Consider the following 16,855-nt stretch of genomic DNA (forward strand, 5'->3'; position numbering starts at 1 on the left):
AGCCATGGGACATGAAGGATAACGAAAAAATTTCAAATTTGAGGAAGAAGTTGGAGTCAAGCCGGGAGAGCGGCCGGCAGTCGTCGATTGAATCGCGTCTCTATGGCTCCCCGGACGATGATTTGAAAAAAGAAAAGGCTGAACCGGAGAGACCGAAAGTGCAGGACTTCTCGACCTTAAAAAAAGAAGATGAAAATAAAGAAGAAAAAAAGGAAGGGCCGCGCCTCCTTGCCGATTATACGAAAGAAAGCGGGGAAGTGATCCTGCCTGCAGGACCGGCAGATGAGCCTGAGGCAAAAGCGGAAGATGCGGAAGAGGTCAAACCGGAAGTGCAGGATCTCCCGCTTTCAGAGGCCGCGCCTGAAAATGAGGATGAGCGGAAAGACGGCCCGCGCCTCCTTGCCGATTATACGAAAGATCCCGGCGGGGAAGCTCCGGATGAAGAACCGGAGGAGACAGAGGCAGAACAGCATACGGCTTCTGAAGACACGGGGGCTGCATCGGAGGATGCTGCCAGACCGAAGAAGAAGCCGAAGCGCTATACCCGGCTTACGGCATTGAAGGAAAATTTCGCGTCGATACCGAAGCTCATACTCATCCCGTCCCTCCTGTTCCTCATTCTGTTCGGCACATTGCTCTGGTACGTCTTCACCGACGCGAGCGACCTAAAGGAAATCAACATCAGCGGCAATGAAATCATCTCAACTGAAGAAATCGAGAGCCGCCTGGATTTTGAAACAGGCGACAAGATGTTCAGCATCAGCACCGATATGGCAGAAGATAACATCGCACTCCTCCCGATCATAGTCGATGTCACTGTCGAGCGGGACTGGTGGAACAGTGTGGATGTCAGCATCGATGAATACCGGGCGGTGGGTTATGTCGAGAACGAGGGCGGCTACAATCCGCTGCTTGAAAACGCACGTATATTGCGGGGCTACCAGGTCACACCATCTTCAGGACCGCTTGTCCACCATTTCGAAGGTGAAGAGATGGACCAGCTCGTCGACAACCTGAATGACATCGAGCCCGAAATACTGGCAGGCATTTCGGAAATCTACTACAGGCCTTCCGAAAATTCCATGACGAGGATACATATCTTCATGAATGACGGTCAGGAACTCGTCGCGGATTACAGGGACTTCGGTGAGAAGATGAATCACTACATCGGCATGAAAGAGGAAATCGGCGGAGAAAGTGAAGGCATAATCGACATTGAAATCGGCAGCAGCTTCCTGCCGTATGACTCGGCGGAGGCCAGACAGATCAAAGAAGGCATATACAATTCACCGGAGACGAGCGGTTATGTCAATGAGGTGAATGCGTCGATGAACAGCATCAAAGAAGCGTTGAACGAATTTGAAAATTTTGAAGATGAATGAATCTTCCGTATTAATACTTTGTATAATACCCGCAAATAGTTCACAATTAACTTGTGATAATGTAAACTGATATTAGTAAATTGATAGCTCGCTAGGAGGCAGATGACTTGAAGGAACATTACTATGTAGCCCTTGATATCGGCTCATCCAGTATTAAAACGGTCGTCGGTGAGAAGTTTCACGATGGGGTCAACATCATCGGAACAGGACAGACTTTCACCGATGGTATATCCAAAGGGATGATCACGGATTTTGACTTGGCTAAAAGTGCAATTAAAGATACAGTTAAAAAAGCAAGCATTTCATCAGGGGTGGAAATAGACGAAGTATTTTTGAAGATGCCGATCACTGATTCACAAATCAAGTTCGGTGAGGAAGCGATCCGTTTCGGCGGGGAATCGACTGAAATCAATGGTGAACATATTGAAAGCCTGCTTGAATCATTGAGGGAAAAGGAACTTGGGAACGACCTCGAAGTGGTGACGGTGTTCCCGGTTCATTTTATCGTGGACGACCTGCACGAAGTGAAGGACCCGAAAGAGATGGTGGCGACCCAGTCGCTTGCGGTCGAGGCGGGCATCGTCCTGATCAACCGCACTCTCTTGATCAATACGGTCAAATGTGTGGAGGAATCCGGACTGACCGTCCTTGATGTCTATTCGGACGCAGTGAACTATGAGCACGTCCTGACGGACGCGGAGGCCGAGCTCGGCAGCGTCGTGATCGACATCGGTGCAGACCTCACCCAGTATGCCTATTTCGAGCGCGGTGCGCTGAAGTATGCCTCAAGCATACCTGTCGGCGGCAACCTGATCAGCAATGATCTCTCACAGGCGTTCGACACACCTTACGATATTGCCGACAAGATGAAAAATCAATACGGACATGCCTTTTTCGATATGGCAAACGATGAGGACATCATCCGCCTGCCCCAGATCAACAGTGATGATGCAATCGAAGTGACGCCTAAGGACCTTGCGGACATCATAGAGCTCCGCCTTGAGGAGACGCTGCTCGGCGTTTTCGAGGACCTGCAGCGCCAATCCATCAACAAGGTCAGCGGCGGCTTCATAGTGACGGGCGGCACGGCGAACCTGCTCGGCATCAAGGAATTGATGCAGGACATGGTCTCTGAAAAGGTGCGCATACACATCCCGAACCAGATGGGTGCAAGGAAACCGGAATTTTCAAGTGCCATTTCCACGGTCAGCAGTGGAATTTCATTTGATGAGCTGCTGGAATATGTTACAATTGATAATTATGACACGGCAACAGAAACTGTCTCTGCTGAAACTCCGGAAGACACCGATTCAAACTTCTTCAGTGGTTTATTCAAAACTAGAAAAGATAAGAATGATGCAGTGGAAAGACCGGTTGAAGCCGAGCCGGTCCAGCATGAGAAAGTCCAGGAAGATGCGGAGTATGAAGAGTACACCGATTATTCCTATGAAGACGATAAAAAAGTGAATGACAGCTCCGGAGAGAAACGGCCGAAAGAATCAAAAGACGTCAGTGGCTATATGAAAAAGTTATTTAAGAATCTTTTTGAATAAGATGAATCATTGGGAGGAAAAACAAGATGTTAGAATTTGAGCAAGGCTTCAACCATTTGGCAACACTTAAAGTTGTTGGTGTAGGTGGCGGCGGAAACAACGCCGTGAACCGGATGATCGACGACGGCATGCAGAATGTCGAATTCATAGCAATCAATACGGATGGCCAGGCTTTGAACTTATCGAAGGCGGAATCCAAAATACAGATCGGCGAGAAATTGACGAGAGGTCTCGGGGCAGGCGCTAACCCGGACATCGGCAAGAAAGCGGCCGAAGAATCCCGTGAACAGATTGAAGATGCGATCCAGGGTGCGGACATGGTGTTCGTCACTGCCGGCATGGGCGGCGGTACGGGTACAGGTGCTGCACCTGTCGTTGCCAAGATCGCAAAAGAGATGGGGATACTTACAGTGGGTGTCGTGACACGCCCGTTCTCCTTTGAAGGCAGGAAGCGTCAGACACAGGCAGCAGCCGGTGTCGATGCAATGAAGGCGGCAGTGGATACGCTGATCGTCATCCCGAATGACCGCCTCCTTGATATCGTGGATAAATCCACACCGATGATGGAAGCGTTCAAGGAAGCCGATAACGTGCTCCGCCAGGGTGTTCAGGGTATCTCAGACCTCATCGCGGTGAGCGGTGAAGTGAACCTCGACTTCGCGGACGTCAAGACGATCATGCAGAACCAGGGCTCAGCACTTATGGGCATCGGTATTTCAGCCGGCGAAAACCGCGCGGTGGAAGCGGCGAAAAAGGCGATTTCAAGCCCGCTGCTTGAAACTTCCATCGTCGGCGCGCAGGGTGTGCTGATGAACATCACGGGCGGTGAGTCACTGTCACTGTTCGAAGCACAGGAAGCGGCGGACATCGTCCAGGACGCGGCTGACGAGGACGTCAACATGATCTTCGGTACAGTCATCAACCCGGAACTCGAAGACGAACTTGTCGTCACCGTAATCGCCACAGGCTTCAATGAAAAAGGCGTGAACCGTACACCGGACAGGGCACCTGCAGAGGAGAAGAAGGAGTCCTTCAACTTCACGAATGTGGAGGAAGAACCGAGAAGATCCCGCAGCCTGCAGAGGGAAGAAGAGCCGACCATCAACAATTCACAGGACGATGATTACGAAGTGCCGACTTTCTTGAGAAACCGTAATCGCCGCAGACGATAATATTTTTTGGGGAAGTCAGGAGGGCGCGCCTTTCTGACTTCTTTTTTTGGGGTGAAGCTATGAACCAGTTTTCTTTTCAACCGCACGGGCATTATTATGGCAGCAGAGCAGGCGGGCGCCTGTTTGGATATACGAAACGGGCCGGGGGCGTGAGCCGTTATCCGGAAGAGAGCTTCAATATGGCACTCTACATCGGTGATGACAAAGAGAACGTGAACCATCACCAGGATATGCTTGCTTCAGAAATCGGCATCGCACCGGCCAACTGGGTGCTGCCGATCCAGAAGCACGGCGGCAATGTCGCTGAAGTGACGGCCGATGACCGGGGTGTGAACGTCAGGGAACTGACGGATGCACTGGATGATGTGGATGCGCTGTATACTTATGACCCGGACGTGCTGCTCACCATGAACTATGCGGACTGCGTGCCGGTCTACGCATTCAGCATGGTCAACGGTTTCACAGCCCTCATCCACGCGGGCTGGAAAGGCACCTCAAAAGAGATACTGATCAACACTCTGAATGAATATGACGGCCATCCGTCGGACCTTGTCGTGATCATCGGCATCAGCATCAACCAGTCCTGTTATGAAGTGGACGACCGGGTGATCGATGCGCTTCAGGAGGACCATCTGGAAGATGCCGTCACCGAAACGGCACACGGCTTTCAGCTGGACCTGAAGACGGTCAATAAAAACCAGGCGGAATCGTTCGGCGTGCATCCGGAGAATATTCACATCACGCCGATCGGGACGGAAGATACGGATGAGTTTTTCTCTTTCCGCCTGGAGCACGGGAAAACCGGCCGTGCATTAGCATTTATAGGGAGAGTATCAAATGATTAAAGAAAATTTTAATGCGATAAAAGAAGGATTGCCCGATGATGTGAAGATCATCGTCGTGACAAAATATCATACAGTCGAAGAGGCGCTCGAAGCATATGAAGCGGGCGTCAGGGATTTTGGCGAGAATCGTGTTGAAGGATTTTTGGAAAAACGAAAAGCACTTCCTGAGGATGCAAATGTCCACTTCATAGGGACGCTGCAGTCGAGGAAAGTGAAGGATGTGGCGGAACATCTCACACACCTGCATTCGCTTGACAGGGAAAGTGTCGCGAAAAGGATTGAACAACACGCACCAAGTGCGGTAAAATGTTTCATACAGGTCAACGTCTCGGGAGAATCATCCAAACACGGGCTCGATCCAGAAGAAGTGCAGCCCTTTTTGGAAGAGATCGCCGGGTACGGCAAGGTGGAAGTGGTCGGCCTGATGACCATGGCGCCTCTGACTGATGATGAAGAAGTGTTGAACGCCACATTCGGCCGATTGAAATCTTTGAGGGACGAGCTGCAGGAATTCCATCCCGGGATCACCGAGCTCAGCATGGGCATGAGCAACGATTATGAAATTGCAGTGGCGCATGGTGCATCCTACATAAGGATCGGTTCGAAAATAATGGGAAGCAGGTGATTGTCATCGCTATAAAAAACTTTTTTAAAGAATTTTTTGTTGTCGAAGTTGAAGAGGAAGTGCCGTCCGGAGCCGAACAGCAATCAAAAAAGCCGGAGGCTGCAGCGGGGAGTAATTTAAAGCCGGGAGACGCAGGCAGCAAGGTCACGAGGCTCGATTTATCCAAAAACGGCAGCACACAGCCGGTCAGCAAAATTAAAAAGGAAGATGACGAGAAGCAGTCCCGCCCATTCTTTAAAAAAGAACGCCAGAAACCGAGGCAGACACCGAAAAAGAAATACGCACCAGATAAGAGTAAGGAGACCACTGTGATGAACACTGAGAACAGAAACGCAAAAGTGCATTTATTTGAGCCGAGGGTTTTTTCCGAAACACAGGATATTGCGGATGAATTGAAGAATGAACGTGCAACTCTTGTGAATTTATCCAAAGTGGATGCGGCTCCTAAAAAGAGGATCGTGGATTTTCTGAGCGGCACCGTCTATGCTTTGAACGGTGATATACAGAAAGTCGGCAGCGACATCTTCCTCTGCACACCTAAAAGTGTCATCGTCGAAGGTGAAATCTCTGCAGATAAAGAAAACCCAGATGAAATGTAAGGAGTATTATTTTGGATAAATCATTAGTACTTGATATCATATATTTAATTTCCAACATCACTTTGATCTTTCTCCAGCTGTTCAGGTGGGGGCTGATCATCTATATACTGAGTTCATGGCTGCCGGCACTCAGGGAGTCGTCATTCGGCCAGTTTTTGGGCAAGATCTATGAACCGATCATGGAGCCGTTCAGGAAGATCATACCGCCGCTCGGCGGCATGCTGGACCTGTCACCGATACTTTTGTTCGTGGTGCTGTGGCTGTTCCAGATCGGTCTGGTTGAAGTATTCAACGCATTAATTTCATTTGTCGTCGCATTTTAATGTACAATCACGGTGATATCCATTATCCCCGTGATTTTCAAGTTAAGGAGCATTCATTGTGAAAGAGATATTTCAGCATTTCAGGCCGGAAGAAAAAGAGAAGATCATAAAGTTCAACAGCCGATTTGAAACGGCTGAACAGGATTATTATCCGGTGCTGCTCGATTTCCTGGATCCGCGCGAGCAAAGCATAGTGGAGAGCATCTCGGGGCATTATCCCGGCGTCAGGATTGAATTTTACGGCGGCGGTGCGGCCTCAGGCCGTGAACGCATGCGTGCGATGCTCGTGCCGGAGATGATTGAAGTGGCACCTGACGATTTTGAAGTGATGGTCCTGGAGCTTGAATATCCGGAGAAATTCGTGGATCTCAGCCACCGGAACATACTCGGCGCGATCATGAATGTCGGTCTTGACCGCAACCTGATCGGTGACATCGTCATCGGGGAACGGATCCAATTCGCGATTGCACGCCCGTATTTCCAGATATTCGAAACGGAGCTCACCACGATCAAGAATGCACCGGTCACCCTGCGTGAAGTGCCGCATGAATCGTTCATGGACATCATCGATGACGGTGCGGCCGAGACCATACTGATCTCAAGCTTCAGGCTCGACACCGTGACCGCCGAGATACTGAAAGAGGGCAGGGCCAAGGCGAAGAACCGGATTGAAAAGATGAAAGTCAAGGTCAACCATACGGTGGTGACGAACCCCGCGATGGTGCTGGAGGCGGGCGATGTCGTATCAGTGCGGCATTTCGGCCGATTCAAAGTGACGGAATTGCTGCATGAGACGAAGAAGGGCAAGTTCAGGGTCAAGGCGAAAGTATACAAAAGTGATTAAGAGGTGAAGGACTATGGAAGCGAGCGAAAGAACGGGTAAAAAGTTTTCCACGGTATACCGCGGACTGGATGAAAAAGAAGTGAGGGACCACCTCAGGAAGATCCAGGCCGAGATCGACGAGCGGGATAAGCGGATCGCACAGCTTGAGGAGATGCTGGATGAGCGTGAAGAGAACATCTCAAGCTTCAGATCTGTCGAGACGAGCATCAATGAAGCGATACTGACGGCCCAGAGGGCGGGCGATGACATGAAGGAGGCCGCAAGGGAGCGCGCCAACGAAATCATCGCGGCAGCAGAGTCCGAAAGGGAGCGGATCATGGATGAGGCGATGAGCCGTGCGCGGCATATCGGCAGCCAGACGGAGGATATGAAACGCCAGTCGAAAGTGTTCAGGGCACGCTTCAAGATGCTTGTCCAGGCGCAGCTCGACCTGCTTGAGTCGGATGACTGGGACTATCTCCTGGATTACGACCTCGACAATGAGGACCGTGCGCGCGACATAGTCGGGGACGAGGAAAATAATGACGGGTAAATATTGACGAATCGCCATTATTTTAGCATAATGTATATATTGTTAGACACGCAGGATGCGGGAGGCTTCTAAAGCGACCGGGGGATGGTGAGAGCCCCGGATGCACGGCATTTTGACATCACTAATGATTCACTTTGAATATTATCGATCGAGATGACTCTGACTACGGGTCAATAAGGGTGGTACCGCGGAAAAATTCGCCCCTGTTGATTCAGTTGGAGTTTTTTTATTTAGGAAAGACATTTGAATATGGGAGAGTGGAAAATGGATTACAAAGATACATTGCTGATGCCGAAGACCAAGTTTAAGATGCGCGGCGGCCTGATCAATAAAGAACCCAAGATGCAGGAAGACTGGCGCGAAATGAATCTGTATGAAAAGAAACTGAAAATGAACGAGGGCAACACACCTTACATACTTCATGACGGCCCGCCTTATGCCAACGGCGCGCTCCATATGGGGCATGCGCTCAATAAGATCATCAAGGACATCATCATCCGCAACAAGCAGATGCAGGGCTATTATTCTCCTTACGTACCGGGCTGGGATACGCACGGCCTGCCGATCGAACAGGCGCTTGCCAACAAGGGCGTCGACCGTAAGAGCATGACGATCGAGGAGTTCAGGAACAAGTGCATCGAGTTCGCGAACAGCCAGATCGACGCGCAGCGTGAAGGATTCAAGCGCATGGGCATCGACGGTGAGTGGGACAATCCGTACCTCACCTACAAGCCTGAATTCGAAGCATCCCAGATCAGGGTGCTTAAAGACATGGTGGAAAAGGGCCTCATCTACAAGGGCAAGAAGCCGATCCACTGGTCGCCTGCAAGTGAGTCCTCACTTGCGGAAGCGGAGCTTGAATATATGGACAAGCGTTCACCTTCGATCTATGTCTCCTTCAAAGTCACAGACGGGAAAGATGTACTTGATGCAGGCGTGAACCTCGTCATCTGGACGACGACACCATGGACGATTCCTTCAAATATGGCGATCGCGGTCCATCCGGAGCTGAACTATGTGCAGTTCGGCTATGAAGGTGCCGAGTATGTCGTGGTCGAGGATCTGCTGGATCATCTGTGCGAGGAGGCCGGCTTCGATAAGGAGAAGGTCACACGCACGAAGGAATTCAAAGGTGCAGAACTTGAATATGCCGAAGCAAAGCACCCGCTGTACGACCGTACGAGCCTTGTCGTGCTCGGCGATTACGTCACGACGGATGCCGGTACGGGGCTTGTGCATACCGCACCGGGCCATGGTGATGACGACTTCATCGTCGGCCAGAAATACGGCCTGCAGGTGATGAGCCCGCTGGATGACAAGGGCGTCTTCACCGATGAAGCGGGCAAATATTCAGGGCTCTTCTATGATGATGCGAATAAAGTCATCACCGAAGACCTGGACGAAGCCGGCGCATTATTGAAGCTGAACTTCTATACGCATTCGTTCCCGCATGACTGGCGCACGAAGACACCCGTGATATTCCGTGCGACACCGCAGTGGTTCGCATCGATCAACGGTGTGCGCGACGATATACTCCAGGCGGTCGAAGATACGAAATTCCAGGTCGAATGGAACAAGAAGCGCATGTACAACATGATCAAAAACCGCGGTGACTGGGTCATCTCCCGTCAGCGTGTATGGGGCGTGCCGCTGCCGTTCTTCTATGCTGAAAATGGCGAGGAGATCGTTGATGTCGATGTGATCGAACATGTGGCGCAGCTGTTTGAAGAGCACGGCTCCAATGTATGGTTCGAGCGCGAAGCGGAAGATCTGCTGCCTGAAGGCTATACGCATCCGGGATCGCCGAACGGCAAATTCACTAAAGAGACCGACATCATGGATGTATGGTTCGACTCCGGCTCGACGCACAGGGGTGTGCTCGACTACCGCGACTATCTGACATACCCGGCGGACCTCTACTTTGAAGGTTCCGACCAGTACCGCGGATGGTTCAACTCATCCATCATCACGAGTGTCGCAACGAAGGGCCACTCGCCTTACAAGGAACTGCTGAGCCACGGCTTTGTCATGGATGGTGAGGGCAAGAAGATGTCGAAATCACTCGGCAACGTCATCCTGCCCGAGAAGGTCATGAAACAGATGGGCGCGGACATCATCCGCCTGTGGGTCATGTCTTCCGACTTTGAGGAGGATGTAAGGATTTCAGACGATATCCTGAAGCAGGTTTCCGAAGTCTACCGCAAGATCCGCAACACGTTCCGCTTCATGCTCGGCAACGTGGATGACTTCAATCCGGAGACGGATGCGGTGGATTATGATGATTTATTTGAAATCGACCAGTTCATGTACCAGCGGTTCAACGAGATGATCAACCTGATCCGCGACGCATACGAGCGCTACGATTACGTGACGGTATATCAGTCACTGCAGAACTTCATCAACGTCGACCTGTCGAACTTCTACCTGGACTACGGCAAGGACATCCTCTACATCGAGAAGATGGATGCGCCGATCCGCCGCAGCATGCAGACGGTGCTCTACAAGATCCTGACCGATCTCAATAAACTGCTCGCACCGATACTTGTCCATACGGCGGAGGAGATCTATCAGCATACGCCGCATACGGAAAAAGAGAGCGTGCATCTTGAGTATCTGCCTGAGAAGGCGGAAGTGGACACCGCCCTCGTCGAGAAATGGCAGTACTTCCTGAAAGTGCGCGACGATGTGTACCGTGCACTTGAAGTGGCACGGAACGAAAAAGTGATCGGCAAATCCCTGGAGGCGAAAGTTTATGTGACTGAGCCGAAGGAGATGAAATTCGAGGACCTGCACGGCAACCTGGAGCAGCTCTTCATCGTCTCCCAGGTAGAGATCGTGGACAGCCTTGAGGACGGCACCGAATATGAGACGGTCACCGTCAAAGTGGCGCATGCGGAAGGCGAACGCTGTGAACGCTGCTGGAACTATTCCACTGCGGAAAGCATCACAAGCGGCGAAGATGACATCTGTCCAAGATGCCGCAGCGTCGTCGATGCACAGTAGGGGGATATGATGAAAAAATACAGACTCATGCCGATGGGGCTGCTCGCCGGCGCCATGATCGGCCTGGACCAGCTGACCAAAAGCCTTGTGGTGAGGAACATGGAAATAGGGGAATCGATCTCAATCATCGATGGATTCCTGCGCCTGACATCGCACCGCAACTCCGGTGCGGCCTGGGGCATGTTCCAGGGCCAGATGCTGTTCTTCTATGTCGTCACCATCGCCGTCGTGGCGATGCTGATCTACATCTATAAAAAAGAGGCAAAGAACAACCTGCTCATGCAGCTCGCACTGACGATGCTGCTTGCAGGTGCGATAGGGAACTTCATCGACAGGGTGCTGTTCCAGGAAGTCGTGGACTTCATCGATGTCCTGATCTTCGGATACGACTTCCCGATCTTCAACGTGGCCGACAGTGCACTGACGGTCGGCGTCATACTGATGCTGATCGAGTTTTTCTTCATGGGACGGAGTGATGACAATGAACAGAATAACAGCCGGGCAAAATGATGCAGGCGAACGCCTCGACCGTTTCTTAAGCACGGTGGTGCCCGATTCTTCAAGGAGCGATATGCAGGGCCGCATCAAGGCGGGCATCGTCAAAGTGAACGGTGAAACCGTAAAGCCCAACTATAAAGTGAAAGACGGCGATGAGATCATCGTCGAGGAACGTGAACTCGTCGATTCCGACATCGTGCCGGAGGACCTTGATCTGGATATCATCTATGAAGATTCGGATGTTGCCGTCGTCTACAAGCCGAAAGGCATGGTGGTCCATCCATCAGCCGGGCACACCGGCGGCACGCTCGTGAACGGACTGATGCACCAGCTGGATGAGTTATCCGGCATCAACGGTGAACTGCGCCCGGGCATCGTGCACCGGATCGACAAGGATACGAGCGGGCTTCTGATGGTGGCGAAGAATGATGTCGTCCACCGCGATCTCGTCGAGCAGCTCGTCGACAAAAGCGTCACAAGGAAATATACGGCACTCGTCCACGGCGTGATCCCGCATGACAAGGGCACCGTGGAGGCGCCGATCGGCAGGAATCCGCGCGAGCGCCAGGAGATGGCCGTCGTCGATGACGGGAAAGAAGCGGTGACGCACTTCAATGTGCTGGAACGCTTCAAGGATTATACACTCGTCGAGTGCATACTTGAAACCGGACGGACGCACCAGATCCGTGTGCATATGCAGTACATCGGCTATCCGATCGCAGGCGACCCGAAGTACGGCCCGAGGAAGACGATGGACGTCGGCGGCCAGCTGCTCCATGCCGGAGTTGTCGGCTTCACGCACCCCGTGAGCGGTGAGCGGCTGGAATTCTCAGCCGGCCTGCCGGACGACTTCGAAGCCGTGCTGGAAGAACTGAGACGTGTGGAGAAATAGAAAGCGCAGAATCCTTTTTGGATTCTGCGTTTTTTATTTGTGATGGAGCGGAGCTGATCACACCTGCTCACTTGCGGAGAAAAATGGGCTTGAGTGAGCAGCCTGGAGAAGATTCTGCTCATTCACGGAAAAAATCAGAACTGAGTGAGCAGGTGCGGGAGAAATCTGCTTATTCACAAGAAAAATCATGCCTGAATGAGCAGGAACAGGAATAAACTGCTTACTCATAATAAAAATCGCAACTGACTGAGCAGGCAGGGGAGGCGGTTCTTTATTCTCAGTAAAAATCACAACTGACAAATCAATAAAAATTCACCCCTCCGAATAAAAATCCGTATTATTAATCCTTGACAATGCTTTTCAACAGGGCTATGCTTATAAACAATACGAACGACAACTAAATATTATGACAATGTCTTTAAAACCGGTCCCGTGAGGCCGGCAAGGCATGATATAAACGAGGACAAGTCTGTCTGCCGACGAGCACCTGCGGGTGCTTTGTCTGCGGCCGGTCTGTTTCAAGGGATACGTATATACTCATGCCGCCCGGCATGGGTATTTTTTTATGAAATTTATGGAGGTTGAAGCAATGAAAGAGCGTACGATTCTCGATGAGGCACAGATCAGCCGGTCATTGACGCGCATGGCGCATGAAGTGCTGGAGAGGAACAAGGGGACGGAGAACATCATCCTCCTTGGAATAAAGACCCGCGGCGAGTTCCTTGCGGACAGGCTGCAGGAAAAGATCCGGCAGATCGAGGAAGTCGATGTCCCGACGGGCACGATCGACATCAGCAACTACCGGGATGATAAGCCGGGGCAGAAGGTGAACGATGAGGATATCGTCATCGACACCGACCTGAACGACAAGCATGTCGTGCTCGTCGATGACGTCCTCTTCACCGGCCGCACCATCCGGGCGGCGATGGACGCCATATTGAACACGGTGCGGCCTGCCAAAATATCCCTCGCCGTACTGATCGACCGCGGGCACAGGGAGCTGCCGATCCGGGCGGATTACGTGGGCAAGAACATACCGACGGCAAAAGATGAAAGCATCAACGTCGCACTGGAAGAAGTCGACGGGAACAATGCAGTGACTTTGACGGAACAGGAGTAAAGAGATGAGAGAACAACAACCGACGGACCACCTTTATGAAAGAAGTTTTGAACCGAAGCTCGATGTGCATGAAAAACCGAAGCTGTCACAGTGGGCGCTCTTAAGTTCGCAGCATCTGTTTGCGATGTTCGGGGCGACGGTGCTCGTGCCGTTCCTGACCGGGCTCCCAGTGAGTGCGGCACTGATTGCAAGCGGCATCGGGACACTCCTCTACATATGGATCACAAAGGGGCAGATACCGGCATACCTCGGATCAAGCTTCGCCTTCATCCTGCCGATCACGATCGCGCTCGGTGCGAACACCCTCGGCGAAGTGCTGACGGCGCTGTTCTTCAGCGGTGTGCTCTACGTGGTCATCGGGACAATCATCAAATTCTCAGGCACGGACTGGCTGATACGCATGCTGCCGCCGATCGTCGTCGGACCGGTCATCATGGTGATCGGCCTCGGGCTCGCACCGGTCGCGGTGGATATGGCGATGTACACGGATTCGGGCAATCAGGAAGGCTACAGCCTGACCTATATCGCGATCGCCGTCATCACACTCCTCATCACAGTGGCGGCTTCTGTATTCCTAAAAGGTGTGCTCGGCCTGATCCCGATTCTGATCGGCATCATCGGCGGATACATAACGGCCATGCTGTTCGGGGTGGTGGACTTCACGCAGATCAGGGAGACGGGCTGGTTCATCCTGCCGGATGTCCACATTCCGCTCCTCTCATACGAACCGTCGATCAACATCGGCCTCTTCATCGTCATGCTGCCGATCGTCTTCGTCACGGTATCCGAGCATATCGGACACCAGGTGGTCATCAACAAGATCGTCGGACGGGATTTCTTCAAGAAACCGGGCCTGCACCGGTCACTGATCGGTGACGGGGCGGCGACGATGTTCGCAAGCGCCATCGGCGGACCGCCGACGACGACTTACGGGGAGAACATCGGCGTCCTTGCGATCACCCGGGTGTTCAGCATATGGGTCATCGGCGGGGCGGCCGTGTTTGCAGTGATGCTCGGCTTCGTCGGCAAGTTCACCGCACTGGTGCAGTCGATACCCACACCGGTGATGGGCGGGGTTTCAATACTGCTCTTCGGCATCATCGCAGCAAGCGGCCTCAGGCTTTTGATCGATGCACAGGTCGACCTCGACAATAAAAGGAACCTCGTCATCGCATCGGTCATACTGGTCGTCGGCATCGGCAAGGCGCATCTTGACTTCACGATCGGGAACATCCCATTCAATCTTGAGGGCATGGCCCTCGCAGCACTTGCAGGCATCATACTAAACGCGGTATTACCGAAGGAGGAGGCACTCAATGAATAATCTGTTGACCGTGGAGTCATTGGATGAAAATGAAATTCTTTCACTGATCGAACGAGCTCTTGCTTTCAAACAGGGGGAGGCACCCCGGAAGTTCCAGGATAAGACCGTCGTGAACCTTTTCTTTGAAAACTCGACACGGACGAGGATGAGTTTTGAAATGGCGGAGTTCCGCCTTGGCATACATGCGATTCCCTTCGATGCGGATACAAGTTCCGTACAGAAGGGGGAGAGCTTATACGATACATGCAAGACGCTGGAAGCGATCGGGGCGGACGTGCTCGTGATCCGGCACGGCGACACACGGTATTTTGATACTCTCGGAGATGTCAATGTGCCGATAGTGAACGGCGGGGACGGCAGCGGGTCGCACCCGACGCAGTGCCTCCTCGACCTGATGACGATATATGAAAACTTCGGGCGCTTCAAAGGCTTGAGGGTCGCGATTTCAGGCGACATCTCCCACTCGAGGGTCGCCCACAGCAACTACCAGGCGCTGACCAAGCTGGGTGCGGAAGTTTATTTCTCGGGGCCCAGGGAGTGGCAGGATCCGGGCTTTGAGGAAGCCTACATCGACTTCGATGAAGCTGTTGAGACGTGTGACGTGCTGATGCTTTTGCGCGTGCAGCATGAACGGCATTTCGTGCAGATGACATTCTCGAAGGAAGGCTACAATGCGGAATACGGCCTGAACCCTGCGCGGTATGAGAAGATGAAGGATGAGGCAATCATCATGCATCCGGCGCCGGTGAACCGGGATGTGGAAATCTCATCGGAACTCGTCGAAGCGGAGAAGAGCCGGATATTCAGCCAGATGCAGAACGGTGTATACATGCGCATGAGCATATTGGAAAACATTTTAAAGGAGAAAAATTGATGCTGTTAAAAAATGGTGTGGTACTTCATGACAATAAACTTATTGAACAGGATGTCCTGATTGAGGACGGAAAGATCAAGGCGGTCGGCACGGATTTGAATTCGGACGGGGAGACGCTCGACCTTGCGGGCAGACTGATTACGCCGGGGCTCATCGATGTGCATGTGCACTTAAGGGAGCCGGGCTTCGAACATAAGGAGACGATAGAGTCGGGCACGAAGGCGGCGGCACGGGGCGGATTCACTTCGATCTCGCCGATGCCGAACACGAATCCGATCACGGATACGGTCGAGCGGCTCGAGCATGTCAATGACATCATCGAAAGGGATGCCCATACGAAAGTACTGCCGTATGCCTCCATCACCGAAGGTCTGAAAGGTGAGAAACTCGCAGACTTCAAAGGGCTGAAAGAAGCAGGGGCGTTCGCCTTCACCGATGACGGCGTCGGTGTGCAGAGTGCGGACATGATGTTCCGGGCCATGACGGCAGCGGCGGAGATTGATATGCCGATCGTCGCCCACACGGAGGAGAATACTTTGATCCGCGGCGGTGCCATCCATGACGGCATCACGAGCGAAAAACTAGGCATCCCGGGCATCCCGTCGGCCACCGAGTCGGTGCAGATTGCGCGCGACATACTGCTTGCCGAGGCGGCAGGCTGCCACTACCATGTGTGCCACGTCTCGACCAAGGAGAGCGTGCGCATCATCAGGGATGCAAAGCGCGCGGGCATCAACGTCACCGCAGAAGTGACGCCGCACCATCTTGTACTGGATGAAACGGACATCACTTCAAAAGATCCGAACTTCAAGATGAACCCGCCGCTCCGCGGTGCAGCCGACAAAGAGGCGCTGATCGAAGGGCTCCTCGACGGGACGATCGACTTCATCGCAACGGACCATGCACCGCATCATGAAGATGAGAAGGCGGTCGGCATAGAGACGGCACCGTTCGGCATCGTCGGCATCGAAAATGCCTTCCAGCTGTGCTATACGAAGCTCGTCAAACCCGGGATCATCACGCTCCAGCAGCTGGTGGACTGGCTGACGATTGCACCGGCTGGGGTGTTCAACCTGGAGATGGGCGTTTTACTGCCGGGCAGGGATGCGGACATCACGGTAATCGACCTGGAGGAACAGTATACGCTGGATAAAGAGAAATTCTTATCGAAATCAAAGAACACACCGTTCGACGGGACGGAGCTCACGTCGGATATATACATGACCATCGTGGATGGTGAAATCAAATATCAAATGGAGGGAAAATAAT

The 16,855-nt window shown here is 52.4% G+C and carries 16 protein-coding genes and 1 pseudogene; 16 read left to right on the forward strand and 1 reads right to left on the reverse strand.

Annotated features, from left to right (window positions below; translation table 11 throughout):
• Positions 1–38 precede the first annotated feature (38 nt).
• The 12 genes and pseudogenes from LPW40_RS00915 to LPW40_RS00970 all read left to right on the forward strand — a co-directional run bounded on the left by LPW40_RS00915 (position 39) and on the right by LPW40_RS00970 (position 12,268).
• Positions 39–1,382 carry a cell division protein FtsQ/DivIB gene (locus tag LPW40_RS00915; RefSeq protein WP_230820375.1) on the forward strand — a complete coding sequence of 448 codons (1,344 nt, stop codon included), beginning with the start codon at positions 39–41 and terminating at the stop codon, positions 1,380–1,382.
• A gap of 107 nt (positions 1,383–1,489) precedes the next feature.
• Positions 1,490–2,935, forward strand: a complete 1,446-nt coding sequence (gene ftsA, locus LPW40_RS00920) for a cell division protein FtsA (RefSeq protein ID WP_230820376.1) — start codon at positions 1,490–1,492, stop codon at positions 2,933–2,935.
• Between the two features lie 26 nt (positions 2,936–2,961).
• Positions 2,962–3,916: pseudogene (gene ftsZ, locus LPW40_RS00925) on the forward strand (cell division protein FtsZ); the annotation flags it as partial.
• Between the two features lie 250 nt (positions 3,917–4,166).
• A complete protein-coding gene (locus LPW40_RS00930) occupies positions 4,167–4,952 on the forward strand; it encodes a purine nucleoside phosphorylase YfiH/LACC1 family protein (RefSeq protein ID WP_230820378.1) in 786 nt (261 codons plus the stop codon).
• Positions 4,945–5,577 carry a YggS family pyridoxal phosphate-dependent enzyme gene (locus LPW40_RS00935; protein ID WP_230820379.1) on the forward strand — a complete coding sequence of 211 codons (633 nt, stop codon included), beginning with the start codon at positions 4,945–4,947 and terminating at the stop codon, positions 5,575–5,577. The genes LPW40_RS00930 and LPW40_RS00935 overlap by 8 nt, the downstream gene beginning before the upstream one ends.
• Positions 5,574–6,176, forward strand: a complete 603-nt coding sequence (locus tag LPW40_RS13655; RefSeq protein ID WP_330166165.1) for a cell division protein SepF — start codon at positions 5,574–5,576, stop codon at positions 6,174–6,176. The genes LPW40_RS00935 and LPW40_RS13655 overlap by 4 nt, the downstream gene beginning before the upstream one ends.
• An 11-nt stretch (positions 6,177–6,187) precedes the next feature.
• Positions 6,188–6,499 (forward strand): YggT family protein, encoded by a 312-nt coding sequence (locus LPW40_RS00945; RefSeq protein ID WP_269063144.1) that lies wholly within the window; start codon positions 6,188–6,190, stop codon positions 6,497–6,499.
• A gap of 58 nt (positions 6,500–6,557) precedes the next feature.
• Positions 6,558–7,343 carry a YlmH family RNA-binding protein gene (locus tag LPW40_RS00950; RefSeq protein ID WP_230820380.1) on the forward strand — a complete coding sequence of 262 codons (786 nt, stop codon included), beginning with the start codon at positions 6,558–6,560 and terminating at the stop codon, positions 7,341–7,343.
• A 13-nt stretch (positions 7,344–7,356) separates the two neighbouring features.
• Positions 7,357–7,875, forward strand: a complete 519-nt coding sequence (locus LPW40_RS00955; protein ID WP_230820381.1) for a DivIVA domain-containing protein — start codon at positions 7,357–7,359, stop codon at positions 7,873–7,875.
• A gap of 264 nt (positions 7,876–8,139) precedes the next feature.
• The gene (ileS, locus tag LPW40_RS00960; protein ID WP_230820382.1) at positions 8,140–10,878 is read left to right on the forward strand and encodes an isoleucine--tRNA ligase; all 2,739 of its coding nucleotides are present in this window, start codon (positions 8,140–8,142) and stop codon (positions 10,876–10,878) included.
• A gap of 6 nt (positions 10,879–10,884) precedes the next feature.
• Positions 10,885–11,388 carry a signal peptidase II gene (lspA, locus tag LPW40_RS00965; protein ID WP_330166166.1) on the forward strand — a complete coding sequence of 168 codons (504 nt, stop codon included), beginning with the start codon at positions 10,885–10,887 and terminating at the stop codon, positions 11,386–11,388.
• Positions 11,354–12,268, forward strand: a complete 915-nt coding sequence (locus LPW40_RS00970; protein ID WP_230820383.1) for an RluA family pseudouridine synthase — start codon at positions 11,354–11,356, stop codon at positions 12,266–12,268. The genes lspA and LPW40_RS00970 overlap by 35 nt, the downstream gene beginning before the upstream one ends.
• 57 nt (positions 12,269–12,325) lie before the next feature.
• Here the strand turns inward: LPW40_RS00970 and LPW40_RS00975 are convergent, their stop codons facing one another.
• Entirely contained in the window at positions 12,326–12,568 is a 243-nt protein-coding gene (locus LPW40_RS00975; protein ID WP_230820384.1) for a hypothetical protein, read from the reverse strand.
• Between the two features lie 289 nt (positions 12,569–12,857).
• On the opposite strand from LPW40_RS00975, the gene pyrR reads away from it, so the two are divergent.
• The 4 genes from pyrR to LPW40_RS00995 are packed head-to-tail and all read left to right on the forward strand — an operon-like array spanning position 12,858 to position 16,854.
• Entirely contained in the window at positions 12,858–13,388 is a 531-nt protein-coding gene (gene pyrR / locus LPW40_RS00980) for a bifunctional pyr operon transcriptional regulator/uracil phosphoribosyltransferase PyrR (RefSeq protein WP_230820385.1), read from the forward strand.
• A 4-nt stretch (positions 13,389–13,392) separates the two neighbouring features.
• Complete coding sequence (locus tag LPW40_RS00985; RefSeq protein WP_230820386.1) at positions 13,393–14,712, forward strand: solute carrier family 23 protein; 1,320 nt, start codon at positions 13,393–13,395, stop codon at positions 14,710–14,712.
• Positions 14,705–15,586: an aspartate carbamoyltransferase catalytic subunit gene (locus LPW40_RS00990; protein ID WP_230820387.1), complete on the forward strand. Its 882-nt coding sequence runs from the start codon at positions 14,705–14,707 to the stop codon at positions 15,584–15,586. The genes LPW40_RS00985 and LPW40_RS00990 overlap by 8 nt, the downstream gene beginning before the upstream one ends.
• Positions 15,586–16,854, forward strand: coding sequence for a dihydroorotase (locus LPW40_RS00995; protein WP_230820388.1), 1,269 nt, complete (start codon positions 15,586–15,588; stop codon positions 16,852–16,854). The genes LPW40_RS00990 and LPW40_RS00995 overlap by 1 nt, the downstream gene beginning before the upstream one ends.
• Position 16,855: the final 1 nt, after the last annotated feature.

Source organism: Salinicoccus halitifaciens, from assembly GCF_021026095.1.
GTDB lineage: Bacteria > Bacillota > Bacilli > Staphylococcales > Salinicoccaceae > Lacicoccus > Lacicoccus halitifaciens.

Coding starts and splice junctions, on each gene's coding strand:
- LPW40_RS00930 (WP_230820378.1), top strand. CDS start 4,167: ATGAACCAGTTTTCTTTTCAACCGCACGGGCATTATTATGGCAGCAGA.
- LPW40_RS00935 (WP_230820379.1), top strand. CDS start 4,945: ATGATTAAAGAAAATTTTAATGCGATAAAAGAAGGATTGCCCGATGAT.
- LPW40_RS00955 (WP_230820381.1), top strand. CDS start 7,357: ATGGAAGCGAGCGAAAGAACGGGTAAAAAGTTTTCCACGGTATACCGC.
- ileS (WP_230820382.1), top strand. CDS start 8,140: ATGGATTACAAAGATACATTGCTGATGCCGAAGACCAAGTTTAAGATG.
- lspA (WP_330166166.1), top strand. CDS start 10,885: ATGATGAAAAAATACAGACTCATGCCGATGGGGCTGCTCGCCGGCGCC.
- LPW40_RS00970 (WP_230820383.1), top strand. CDS start 11,354: ATGACAATGAACAGAATAACAGCCGGGCAAAATGATGCAGGCGAACGC.
- pyrR (WP_230820385.1), top strand. CDS start 12,858: ATGAAAGAGCGTACGATTCTCGATGAGGCACAGATCAGCCGGTCATTG.
- LPW40_RS00985 (WP_230820386.1), top strand. CDS start 13,393: ATGAGAGAACAACAACCGACGGACCACCTTTATGAAAGAAGTTTTGAA.
- LPW40_RS00990 (WP_230820387.1), top strand. CDS start 14,705: ATGAATAATCTGTTGACCGTGGAGTCATTGGATGAAAATGAAATTCTT.
- LPW40_RS00995 (WP_230820388.1), top strand. CDS start 15,586: ATGCTGTTAAAAAATGGTGTGGTACTTCATGACAATAAACTTATTGAA.